The following is a 12,644-nucleotide window of genomic DNA, read 5'->3' as shown; positions in this document are numbered from 1 at the left end:
CCGTTAAGACGCAGAGAATTTTTAAATTCCTGATAAAAATGAAAAGGCTGGAAGCAAATGTCAAAAGTTGAATTCACTTACCAGGCGGCTTTCCCACTGGGGGAAGACAAAACTGAGTACTACCTGCTGACATCCGATCACGTCAGCGTCGGCGAGTTTGAAGGCGAGTCAATCCTGAAAGTAGCGCCTGAAGCACTTACGCTACTGGCCCAGCAAGCCTTCCACGATGCCTCCTTCATGCTTCGCCCTGAACACCAACAGCAAGTCGCCTCCATACTCCATGATCCTGAAGCCAGCGAAAACGATAAGTATGTTGCGCTGCAATTCCTGAGAAACTCCGAGATTGCCGCCAAAGGCGTATTGCCAACCTGTCAGGATACCGGCACGGCCATTATCATGGGTAAAAAAGGTCAACGTGTCTGGACCGGCGGCGGTGACGAAGCGGCGCTCTCCAGAGGCGTATTTAATACCTATATTGAAGATAACCTGCGCTACTCGCAAAACGCGGCGCTGGATATGTACAAAGAAGTGAATACCGGCACTAACCTGCCTGCGCAAATCGACCTGTACAGCGTGGACGGCGACGAATATAAATTCCTGTGCGTGGCAAAAGGCGGCGGTTCTGCCAACAAAACCTATCTGTATCAGGAAACGAAAGCACTGCTGACTCCCGGCAAACTGAAAAACTTCCTGGTTGAGAAAATGCGTACGCTGGGGACTGCAGCTTGCCCGCCGTACCATATCGCATTTGTAATTGGTGGTACGTCAGCAGAAAGCACCCTCAAAACGGTGAAACTGGCCAGCACACACTACTATGATGCGCTGCCGACTGAAGGTAACGCTCACGGTCAGGCATTTCGCGATCTGCAACTGGAACAAGAACTGCTGGAAGAAGCCCAGAAACTCGGCCTCGGCGCCCAGTTTGGCGGGAAATATTTCGCTCACGACATCCGCGTGATTCGACTGCCTCGCCACGGCGCATCCTGCCCGGTAGGCATGGGCGTTTCCTGCTCCGCAGACCGTAATATTAAGGCCAAGATTAACCGCGAAGGTATCTGGATCGAAAAACTGGAACATAATCCAGGCCAGTACATCCCGGAATCTCTGCGCCAGGCCGGCGAAGGCGAAGTGGTTAAAGTCGACCTTAACCGTCCGATGAAAGAGATCCTTGCCCAGCTTTCTCAGTACCCGGTATCCACCCGTCTGTCGCTGAGCGGTACAATCATTGTGGGTCGCGACATCGCCCACGCGAAGCTGAAAGAACGTATCGAGTCCGGCGAAGGTCTGCCGCAGTACGTGAAAGATCACCCGATCTACTACGCGGGTCCGGCGAAAACGCCGGCAGGTTACCCGTCCGGTTCTTTGGGTCCAACCACTGCGGGTCGTATGGACTCCTATGTTGACCTGCTGCAGTCCCATGGCGGCAGCATGATCATGCTGGCGAAAGGTAACCGCAGCCAACAAGTGACCGACGCCTGCCATAAACACGGCGGCTTCTACTTAGGTAGCATCGGTGGTCCGGCAGCTGTACTGGCGCAACAGAGCATTAAGCATCTGGAATGCGTGGAATACCCAGAGCTGGGAATGGAAGCTATCTGGAAAATCGAAGTTGAAGATTTCCCTGCTTTCATCCTGGTCGATGACAAAGGCAACGATTTCTTCCAGCAAATCGTGAGCAAACAATGCGCTAACTGCGCGAAGTAACCTATTCGGCCCGGCACTGGACTGACACCAAATTTTTGGGGCCAGCCCAGTGATCCCCCCGGGCCAACTTTATCCCCCCATTAACTGGCGTTGAATTTTTGCCGTTCACAGTGAATAGTAATATTTTCCATTACTTGTGAATTCGCCATGCTCCGCACACTGAATCCTGTAATACTGAACACTGGCGCTATAGTGCTGGCGCTGATCCTTATCTACACTGGCTTCTGTGCCACCGAAAAATTGACCTGGCTGATGGAAGTGACGCCGGTCATTATTGTTGTGCCATTGCTGCTCGCCACCATGAAGCGCTACCCGCTGACTCCCATGCTCTACACGCTTATCTTCTTTCATGCCATCATTTTGATGGTTGGCGGCATGTATACCTATGCCAAAGTCCCCATTGGTTTTGAAGTGCAGGCGTGGTTGGATCTCAGTCGCAACCCCTATGACAAACTGGGTCATTTTTTCCAGGGACTGGTGCCAGCGCTGACGGCAAGAGAGATTTTAGTCCGCGGCAATATTGTCCGCGGCCGCAAGATGTTAGCGTTTTTAGTCTGCTGCGTAGCACTGGCAATCAGCGCCACCTATGAGCTCATTGAATGGTGGGCGGCACTGGCGATGGGGCAAGGCGCGGATGACTTCCTGGGTACGCAGGGCGATCCATGGGATACCCAGTCGGATATGTTCTGCGCCCTGCTCGGCGCGCTAACGACAGTGCTTGTACTGGCGCGAGTTCACTGTGCACAGCTGCGTCGCTACGGACTGGTAATCGCCAACTAAATATACATACTGCCGGATGTCGATAACGTTCATCCGGCAGACGCAAGATGGACCTTATTGATGCAACCAGGCCGGCAACCACTCACCGTGCGCGTCAATCAGATCATCCACCAACGCATAAATCTCTTCAATCCCTAATACCGCAGCGGTATGCGGATCCATCATCGCCGCGTGATAAATACGATCGCGATTCTCCGTCAGAATAGCTTCCGTCAGCAGGGTTTGAACATTGATATTCGTTTGCATCATCGCCGCCAAATGAGACGGGAGAGCCCCCACTTTTATCGGCTGAATACCATTGGCATCAACCAAACAAGCCACCTCGACACAACAACCCTGCGGCAGGTTATCGATCAGGTTGTCGTTACGAACATTGCCATACACCACGCTGGGTTCTCCGGTCCAGATAGCATTCATGATTGTGCTGGCATATTCCCTTGACGGTTTGATATCAATGCGCGCCATCGTTTTGTACTCTTCCAGCTCTTTATGCCAGTTCGCCAGTTGCTCTACACAGCGCTTCGGATATTCATCCAGCGGAATCTTATAGCGCTCAATCAGATCTTCACGACCCGGTTTGATAAACCACGGCGTGTATTCAGCAAAGTGTTCCGACGACTCGGTGACGAAATACCCCAATTTTTTGAACATTTCATAACGCACAATGTTCTGGCAGCGAGTATTGCCGTGGATATTCGGTTTCGGCACCTGGCCTGTTGCATAAGCTGCCAGCAGTTCCGGATAGAGATCGACATAGGTCCCATCAGCCGTTTTACGCTCCAGTTGCAGATAAAACGCCATATGGTTGATCCCGGCGCTGCGATAACGCAAAGAAGCAGGATCAATATCCAGATCCCGCGCCAACTCTTCCGCCGTTCCCTGCACCGAATGACATAACCCAACCTGTTTAATATGCGGATAGCGTGCATACATTGCCCAGGTGTTCATCGCCATGGGATTAACATAATTAAGCAGGGTGGCATGCGGGCAGACGTCGGTCATATCCTCGCAAATCTGCCATAAATGCGGAATCGTACGCAGCGCGCGCATAATGCCACCAGGCCCCAATGTGTCGGCTATCGTTTGTTCCAGACCGTGGCGTTTGCACACGGAAAAATCGGTCACGGTACACGGCTCGTAACCGCCAATCTGGAAAGCGACTATTACAAAATCGGCATCCTGCAATGCCGTTTTTTGATCGGTATAGCAAGTGATCTGGCCGCAAGCGCCAGCCGAGTCCATCAGCTTACGCACCACAATATGCGACTCTTCCAGGCGGGCTGCATCGATATCCATTAAAGCAATATGTGCGGATTTCAGCGCATCGCGGTGAAAGACATCTCCGAGAATATTCTTCACGAAAATCGTCGATCCCGCGCCGATAAAAGTAATTTTGGGTGCAGACATCATGACTCTCCAGAACGTGGGGTGATGACGCCATGGTGGCATGAGGACGCAAGAAAAACGTCCGGCTTCTGTACCGAGTACTCCCAGAAACTCAGTTCGCCTTTTCGTTCGGGCGAAAACTGAGTTTCTGGGATAATTTTTGCCGAAAAGCAGAGTATACGGGTTCAAAAAAGCACACTACCCGGTAATGGTGACCTGATTTGCGCGCCGATTCGCAGTCTTATCCGCTGAAAAATGGCATGATTCTGAACAATCAGGAACTGGAGTTACCATGACCACGCCGCCAATCTCAGCGCTTCCCCCCGATCCGCACATGTGTAACAGCGATGAGAAACAAACCCGTAGCCCACTGTCGCTGTACTCGGAATATCAACGTCTCGATATCGAACTACGCGCACCGCACGCCATGACCACCAGCCACTGGCATGGACAGGTGGAGATTAACGTACCGTTCGACGGCGATGTGGAATACCTGATCAATAACGAAGTGGTGCAGATAAAACAGGGCCATATCACCCTGTTTTGGGCCTGTACGCCGCACCAGTTAATACGACCTGGCGCCTGCCAGAACATGGCTATCTTTAATTTACCCATGCACCTGTTTCTCTCCTGGCCGCTGGACCGTGAGCTGATCAACCACGTCACTCATGGCATGGTCATCAAATCACAGGCCTCTCAGCAGTTGAGCACCTTTGAAGTTCAGCGCTGGCAACAGGAGCTAAGCAGCCCGAACGAACAGATTCGCCAGCTTGCCATCGATGAAATTAGCCTGATGCTCAAGCGGTTTAGCCTCTCCGGCTGGCAGCCCGTCCTGGTCAATAAAACCGCGGGCACGCACAAAAACAGCGTTTCACGTCACGCGCAGTTTTACGTGAGTCAAATGCTCAGTTTTATTGCCGACAACTACGATCAGGCGCTCACCATCAACGATGTTGCGGAGCACGTGAAGCTCAACCCCAACTATGCAATGGGGATTTTCCAGCGTGTGATGCAACTCACCATGAAGCAGTACATTACCGCGATGCGTATCAACCACGTTCGCGCATTGCTGAGCGACACTGATAAAACCATTCTGGACGTCGCCCTTACCGCCGGATTTCGCTCCAGCAGTCGTTTTTACGATACTTTCAGCAAATTTGTCGGCATGTCACCACAGCAGTACCGCAAACTGAGCCAGCAACATCGACAATCGATAGCCGGATAAGCGTCGGATGGCGCAAACACATGCCCACTGACAGCACACCCCATTCGGCAATATCAGTATCAGCCAAAAAAATAATTCCCCTGTCGATAAACAATGCTGAAAAACTGCCTTCGATGAATATTAACTATTTGTTTATAAAGTAATAAAAATAAAATACGCTCATTTATCAGCCACTTTACAGCCCAATTTGTCAGGATAATACTTGCCTGCGTCACATTCATACGGTGTGTCTGCAATCCATAAATTGCAACCTCTCCACTACCGGGTAAAAGATGATGAAAGTATTAATTGTTGAAAGTGAGTTTCTGCATCAGGACACCTGGGTTGGTAGCGCTGTTGAGCGTCTGGCAGATGCCTTAAGTCGCCAAAATGTTACCGTCATTAAATCCACCTCATTCGACGATGGTTATGCCATCCTCGCGGCAAATGAAGCCATTGATTGCCTGATGTTCAGCTATCAAATGGAACAACAAGATGAACACCTGAATGTCAGGCAATTGATCGGCAAGCTCCACGAACGCCAGCAAAACGTCCCCGTTTTCCTGCTGGGCGATCGGGAAAAAGCCACCGCATCGCTGGATCGCGATCTGCTGGAGCTTGTCGATGAATTCGCCTGGATTCTTGAAGATACCGCTGACTTTATCGCCGGGCGCGCCGTTGCTGCGATGACCCGTTACCGCCAACAGCTGTTACCACCGCTGTTCAGCGCGCTGATGAAATACAGTGACATTCACGAATATTCCTGGGCAGCCCCTGGTCACCAGGGCGGCGTGGGATTTACTAAAACGCCGGCCGGTCGTTTCTATCATGACTACTACGGTGAAAACCTATTCCGTAGCGACATGGGTATTGAACGCGCATCACTGGGTTCACTGCTTGACCATACTGGCGCGTTTGGTGAAAGCGAAAAATATGCCGCACGTGTCTTCGGCGCTGACCACTCATGGTCCGTGGTGGTCGGTACTTCTGGCTCTAACCGCACCATCATGCAGGCATGCATGACTGATAACGATGTGGTAGTGCTGGACCGTAACTGCCATAAATCCATTGAACAAGGGCTCATTCTTACCGGGGCAAAACCGGTGTACATGGTACCAAGCCGCAACCGCTACGGCATTATCGGGCCTATCTACCCGCAGGAAATGCAGCCCGAAACATTGCAGAGAAAAATCAGCGAAAGCCCACTGACAAAAGACAAAACCGGACAGAAACTGTCATATAGCGTTGTAACCAACTGCACCTATGACGGCGTCTGCTACAACGCAAAAGAGGCGCAAGACCTGCTAGCCCAGACCAGCGATCGCATTCATTTCGATGAAGCCTGGTACGGCTATGCGCGTTTCAACCCGATTTATGCCGATCACTACGCTATGCGTGGTGCACCTGGCGACCATAACGGCCCCACCGTTTTTGCCACCCACTCGACCCATAAGTTGCTGAATGCGCTCTCTCAGGCATCTTACATTCACGTCCGTGAAGGCCGTGGCGCGGTTAATTTCTCCCGCTTTAACCAGGCGTACATGATGCACGCCACTACGTCTCCGCTATATGCCATCTGTGCATCAAACGACGTGGCAGTTTCCATGATGGACGGTAACAGTGGCCTGTCGCTCACCCAGGAAGTGATCGATGAAGCCGTCGATTTCCGTCAGGCGATGGCACGGTTGTACAAAGAATTCACGGCTGAAGGCGACTGGTTCTTCAAACCGTGGAACAAAGAGGTGGTTACCGATCCGCAGACCGGAAAAACCTATGACTTTGCCGATGCGCCAACCCAACTCCTGACGACCGACCAGAACTGCTGGGTAATGCGCCCCGGTGAATCCTGGCATGGGTTTAAAGACCTGCCAGATAACTGGAGCATGCTGGACCCCATTAAAGTCAGTATTCTGGCGCCAGGTATGGGTGATGATGGTGAACTGGAACAGACCGGTGTTCCGGCGGCGCTGGTTACCGCCTGGCTTAGCCGCCACGGCATCGTACCGACCCGTACCACCGATTTCCAGATTATGTTCTTGTTCTCAATGGGGATCACCCGTGGTAAATGGGGCACGCTGATAAACACACTGTGCTCTTTCAAACACCACTATGATGCCAATACTCCGCTCTCACAGGTGATGCCGGAACTGGTAGAGGAACATCCTGACACTTACGCAAATATGGGTATTCACGATCTGGGCGACACCATGTTCGCCTGGCTGAAAGAAAATAACCCAGGTAGCCGACTCAATGCGGCCTACTCTGGCCTGCCTGTTGCTGAAATGACCCCGCGTGAAGCCTATAACGCGATAGTCAGCGATAACGTTGAGATGGTGGCGATTGAAAATCTGCCGGGTCGTATCGCAGCCAACTCCGTCATTCCTTACCCACCGGGAATTCCAATGCTGCTGTCCGGGGAAAACTTTGGCGATGCCAACAGCCCGCAGATTAGTTATCTACGTTCGTTGCAATCCTGGGATCATCATTTCCCTGGCTTTGAACATGAAACCGAAGGAACGGAAATTATTGACGGTGTGTATCACGTCATGTGCGTGAAAGCCTAATGTCGTTTTTTAGATAGTCTATTTTTTATAAGATTGACGTGTGATAGTTGAGTAATTCCTGAGTATTGCTGCAAAACAATAACATTGTCATACCTTTTGCGCGGGACCACCCCGCGCTTTTTTTATACGCAAATAGTACGTTGCCACTTGCGTAAAAAATTATGTACATGCCAAGAATCCCTACAGATATTGTAATTACTAAAAATCACGCTATTTTATCGCTTGTCTTGATTCATCATACAATTTTTTTTAGCCGCAATTACTCAGCAGGTGCTGAGTTACGGTATTTGATGTTCATATTCCGGGAGTTTGGGTATGAGGCTTTGCAGCAAAGAAGCTTGTGTTGTTGTATTAACGGAGAAAGATGTTTGGTTAAGGATTAACGGTAAAGAAGCCATCAGTTTAAAAGCTAACCACATGGCTCTGGTGGCGTGTGATAATAATATTATCGATTTTTCTTCACTTAATAACGCACTGGTCGTACATATCAGTCGCGATGTCATTAAAGACTATCTACGATTTTTAAATAAAGATCTTTCACAGTTCCCTCTCTGGCAACGTAGCGCCAATCCGGTGATGACCGCCGTATGCCTGACGCCGGATGTCTTTCGGGTTGCCGCTCAACACAGCGTGATGGAAACGCAAAACGAAGGCGAAAATGAGCGTACCCGTTCGCTACTGTTCACCGTATTATCGCGTTTTCTCGACAGCAAAAAGTTTATCTCCCTACTTATGCATATGTTACGCAATCGCATCAGCGACAGCGTTTACCACATCATTGAGAGCGATATTCATAAAGACTGGAATTTAAGCATGGTCGCCAGTTGCTTATGCCTGAGTCCCAGTTTGTTAAAGAAAAAGCTAAAAAATGAAAATACAAGTTACAGTCAAATAATAACCACGTGCCGTATGCGTTATGCCGTCAATCAATTAATGATGGACGGGAAAAACATTTCACAGGTATCTCAGCTGTGCGGATATAACAGTACTTCATACTTTATCTCCGTCTTCAAAGAGTTCTATGGAATGACGCCACTGCATTATGTCAGTCAACATCGGGAACCCTCCGCTGCCTGATTTTTGATCATTTAGCGATGAGCCATAATAATATCAGCATTGGCGATACCCCTGTTTCGCCATCATAAAATAGTCTTCTGAAGAGGTATGATGTGACGTCATTTATCCTTATCAGGAGTTAAAAAATATGTCGACGGATGCTGATGCTCACAAAGTGGGCTTAATCCCCGTCACCCTTATGGTGTCGGGGAATATTATGGGTTCCGGTGTATTCCTGCTACCCGCAAACCTGGCGTCAACTGGCGGGATTGCAATCTACGGATGGTTGGTCACTATTATCGGTGCGCTGGCACTGTCGATGGTGTACGCCAAAATGTCGTCCTTAGACTCCAGTCCCGGTGGTTCTTACGCTTATGCGCGCCGCTGTTTCGGTCCTTTTTTAGGCTACCAGACCAACGTGCTGTACTGGCTGGCCTGCTGGATTGGTAACATCGCCATGGTCGTTATTGGCGTCGGTTACCTGAGCTACTTCTTCCCTATCTTAAAAGATCCGTTGGTTCTGACGCTCACCTGTGTCGTTGTACTGTGGGTTTTCGTCTTGCTGAATATTGTCGGTCCAAAAATGATCACTCGCGTGCAGGCCGTTGCGACAGTACTGGCACTGGTGCCCATTGTCGGTATTGCCGTCTTCGGCTGGTTCTGGTTCCGCGGTGAAACCTATATGGCGGCCTGGAACGTCAGCGGCATGAATACCTTCGGCGCCATCCAAAGCACCTTAAACGTAACCTTATGGTCGTTCATTGGGGTTGAAAGCGCCTCCGTTGCCGCCGGTGTGGTTAAAAACCCGAAACGTAACGTCCCTATCGCCACCATTGGCGGGGTACTGATTGCCGCCGTCTGCTACGTTCTCTCAACTACGGCGATTATGGGTATGATCCCTAACGCTGCACTGCGGGTGTCAGCCTCACCGTTTGGTGATGCTGCACGCATGGCACTGGGTGATACCGCTGGGGCCATTGTCTCCTTCTGTGCAGCGGCTGGGTGCCTTGGCTCACTGGGTGGTTGGACACTGTTGGCCGGCCAGACCGCAAAAGCGGCAGCCGATGACGGCCTGTTCCCACCGATTTTCGCTCGCGTCAACAAGGCGGGAACACCGGTTGCCGGGCTAATCATCGTCGGGATCCTGATGACCCTCTTCCAGTTCAGCAGCATGTCGCCAAACGCAGCAAAAGAATTTGGTCTGGTCTCTTCGGTCTCCGTTATCTTCACCCTGGTGCCATATCTGTACACCTGCGCGGCATTGCTGCTGCTGGGCCACGGTCACTTTGGTAAAGCGCGTCCGATGTACTTACTGGTGACCTTTGTGGCATTTGTCTACTGCATCTGGGCGGTGGTGGGTTCTGGCGCCAAAGAAGTGATGTGGTCGTTCGTGATGTTGATGGTAATCACCGCACTGTATGCGCTCAATTACAACCGGATCCATAAAAACCCGTATCCTCTGGATGCCCCGACCAACAATAATTAATGCCTGTAAGCGTCGTTGCCCGATGACATAAGCGCATCGGGCCTACGCATCACACACCCCACCAGTACCTGCTAACATTAAGAACTTAATGTTGGCTTAATTTTACTTTGAGAGGATCCGCTCCACTTAGTCGATGGAACCCCCTTAATGTTAAAGCTCCTGTTTAAAAGACCGACTCTCGGGCAAATCAGCTGGCTATTGCTGATCTCATTTTATCTTGCGACCTTCCTGAACATCGCGTTCTACAAACAGGTACTGCAAGACCTTCCGCTGGATTCCCTGCGCAATATCCTGGTGTTCTTATCGATGCCGGTTGTCGCGTTCAGCGTCATGAATATCGTGCTCACGCTGGCCTCTTTCCTGTGGCTTAACCGCCTGGTCGCGTGCATTTTCATTTTGGTCGGAGCATCCGCCCAGTATTTCATCATGACCTACGGCATCATCATCGACCGCTCGATGATCGCCAACATGATGGATACCACACCGGCTGAAACCTTCGCCCTCATGACGCCGCAAATGCTCCTGACGCTGGGGCTGAGCGGCATTCTGGCTGCCACCGTTGCCTGCTGGATAAGAATCAAACCCATTACGCCAGTGCTGCGCAGCGTGTTGTATCGCGCTGCGAATATCCTGATATCGGCACTGCTTATCGTGCTGGTCGCCGCCTTCTTCTATAAAGATTACGCATCGCTGTTTCGTAATAACAAAGAGCTGGTTAAGTCCCTCAGCCCGTCCAACAGCATCGTGGCAACGTCATCCTGGTATTCACACCAGAGACTGGCCAACCTGCCGCTGGTGCGTATTGGCGAAGATGCACACCGTAATCCAGAAATGGTGAAAGGAAAACGTAAGAACCTCACTATTGTGGTGCTCGGTGAAACGTCACGCGGCGACAACTTTTCTCTGTCAGGTTATTCACGTCAGACCAATCCGTTGCTGGAAAAAGATGATGTCGTTTATTTCCCGCATACAACGTCCTGCGGTACGGCGACAGCCGTTTCCGTTCCCTGCATGTTCTCCGACATGCCACGAGCGCATTACGATGAAGAGCTGGCTCACCACCAGGAAGGCGTACTCGATATCATCCAACGGGCGGGAATTAACGTTCTGTGGAATGATAACGACGGCGGCTGTAAAGGTGCCTGTGACCGCGTACCGCATCAGGATATGACTGCGCTGAACTTACCAGGACAGTGTATTAACGGTGAATGCTACGATGAAGTCCTGTTCCACGGGCTGGAAGAGTACATTAATAACCTGAAGGGCGACAGCGTGATCGTGCTGCACACCATCGGCAGCCATGGTCCAACCTATTACAACCGTTATCCGCCACAGTTTAAGAAATTTACCCCAACCTGCGATACCAACGAAATTCAAACCTGTTCACAGCAGCAACTGGTGAATACCTACGACAATACCATCCTGTACATTGACTATATTGTTGATAAAGCGATCAATATACTGAAAGCGCATCAGGACAATTTCACCACCAGCCTGGTTTATCTTTCCGATCACGGTGAATCCTTAGGAGAAAACGGCGTCTACTTGCACGGTCTGCCGTATTCGATTGCACCTGACACACAAAAACATGTACCGATGCTGTTGTGGCTCTCAGAAGATTATCAGCAACGCTATCAGGTCTCTCAGACATGTTTACAAAAACGGGCCAGCTCAGAAGATTTCTCACAGGATAATCTGTTCTCAACCCTGCTGGGATTAACGGGCGTGCAAACACAGAAATACCAAGCGGCAGATGATATTCTGCAACCCTGCCGGGGAGGCTAACCGAATGAAAATTCTGATTGTTGAAGACGATACGCTGTTACTACAGGGGCTGATACTTGCCGCACAAACGGAAGGCTACGCCTGCGATGGCGTATCCACGGCCCGTGCCGCCGAGCATTGCCTGGAAACGGGGCATTACAGCCTTGTCGTTCTGGATTTAGGTTTACCGGATGAGGATGGCCTGCATTTTCTGACCCGCATCAGGCAGAAAAAATACACCGTGCCGGTACTCATCCTGACCGCCCGCGACACCGTGAAAGACCGCATCACCGGACTGGATGTCGGCGCTGATGACTATCTGGTCAAACCGTTCGCGCTGGAAGAACTGCATGCCCGCATTCGGGCGCTGTTACGTCGGCATAACAATCAGGGTGAAAGTGAGATTATCATTGGCAACCTGACATTGAATATCGGCCGCCGCCAGGTGTGGATGGATGGACAAGAAATTGTCTTAACGCCAAAAGAGTACGCGCTATTATCGCGGCTGATGCTCAAAGCGGGGAGCCCGGTACACCGGGAGATTCTGTATAACGACATCTACAGCTGGGACAACGAGCCGTCAACCAATACGCTGGAAGTCCACATCCACAACCTGCGCGATAAAGTGGGAAAATCACGCATTCGCACGGTTCGAGGTTTTGGCTACATGCTGGCCGCTACTGAGGAAAGCTAAGTGAAT

The 12,644-nt window shown here is 50.8% G+C and carries 9 protein-coding genes; 8 read left to right on the top strand and 1 reads right to left on the bottom strand.

From position 1 onward, the window contains the following. Window positions 1–57: 57 nt before the first annotated feature. Both fumA and AL515_RS03520 read left to right on the top strand, forming a co-directional pair. A complete protein-coding gene (fumA, locus tag AL515_RS03525; RefSeq protein ID WP_061067059.1) occupies window positions 58–1,704 on the top strand; it encodes a class I fumarate hydratase FumA in 1,647 nt (548 codons plus the stop codon). 147 nt (window positions 1,705–1,851) lie between these two features. Beyond that, the gene (locus AL515_RS03520) at window positions 1,852–2,484 is read left to right on the top strand and encodes a DUF2238 domain-containing protein (RefSeq protein ID WP_048213863.1); all 633 of its coding nucleotides are present in this window, start codon (window positions 1,852–1,854) and stop codon (window positions 2,482–2,484) included. Window positions 2,485–2,538: 54 nt separating this feature from the next. Here AL515_RS03520 and AL515_RS03515 read toward each other — a convergent pair whose 3' ends face one another. Beyond that, window positions 2,539–3,894: an alpha-glucosidase/alpha-galactosidase gene (locus AL515_RS03515; protein ID WP_105242140.1), complete on the bottom strand. Its 1,356-nt coding sequence runs from the start codon at window positions 3,892–3,894 to the stop codon at window positions 2,539–2,541. Between the two features lie 268 nt (window positions 3,895–4,162). Here AL515_RS03515 and melR point away from each other — a divergent pair, with 268 nt between their 5' ends. From melR to pmrA, 6 genes are all read left to right on the top strand, one after another. Further along, window positions 4,163–5,095, top strand: coding sequence for a transcriptional regulator MelR (gene melR / locus AL515_RS03510; RefSeq protein WP_061067057.1), 933 nt, complete (start codon window positions 4,163–4,165; stop codon window positions 5,093–5,095). A gap of 275 nt (window positions 5,096–5,370) precedes the next feature. Beyond that, window positions 5,371–7,638 carry an arginine decarboxylase gene (gene adiA / locus AL515_RS03505; RefSeq protein WP_105242207.1) on the top strand — a complete coding sequence of 756 codons (2,268 nt, stop codon included), beginning with the start codon at window positions 5,371–5,373 and terminating at the stop codon, window positions 7,636–7,638. Window positions 7,639–7,953: 315 nt separating this feature from the next. After that, entirely contained in the window at window positions 7,954–8,715 is a 762-nt protein-coding gene (locus tag AL515_RS03500; RefSeq protein WP_048213867.1) for an AraC family transcriptional regulator, read from the top strand. A 127-nt stretch (window positions 8,716–8,842) separates the two neighbouring features. Next, entirely contained in the window at window positions 8,843–10,180 is a 1,338-nt protein-coding gene (adiC, locus tag AL515_RS03495; RefSeq protein ID WP_048213868.1) for an arginine/agmatine antiporter, read from the top strand. 147 nt (window positions 10,181–10,327) lie between these two features. Further along, entirely contained in the window at window positions 10,328–11,965 is a 1,638-nt protein-coding gene (gene eptA / locus AL515_RS03490) for a phosphoethanolamine transferase EptA (protein WP_061067055.1), read from the top strand. A 4-nt stretch (window positions 11,966–11,969) separates the two neighbouring features. Continuing rightward, window positions 11,970–12,638 (top strand): two-component system response regulator PmrA, encoded by a 669-nt coding sequence (gene pmrA / locus AL515_RS03485; RefSeq protein WP_048213870.1) that lies wholly within the window; start codon window positions 11,970–11,972, stop codon window positions 12,636–12,638. The last annotated feature ends 6 nt before the right edge of the window (window positions 12,639–12,644 follow it).

Source organism: Citrobacter sp. FDAARGOS_156 (genome assembly GCF_001559235.2).
GTDB lineage: Bacteria > Pseudomonadota > Gammaproteobacteria > Enterobacterales > Enterobacteriaceae > Citrobacter > Citrobacter youngae.
Note: the sequence above shows the minus strand (reverse complement) of the source record. Positions and strands in the feature narration are given on the sequence as shown.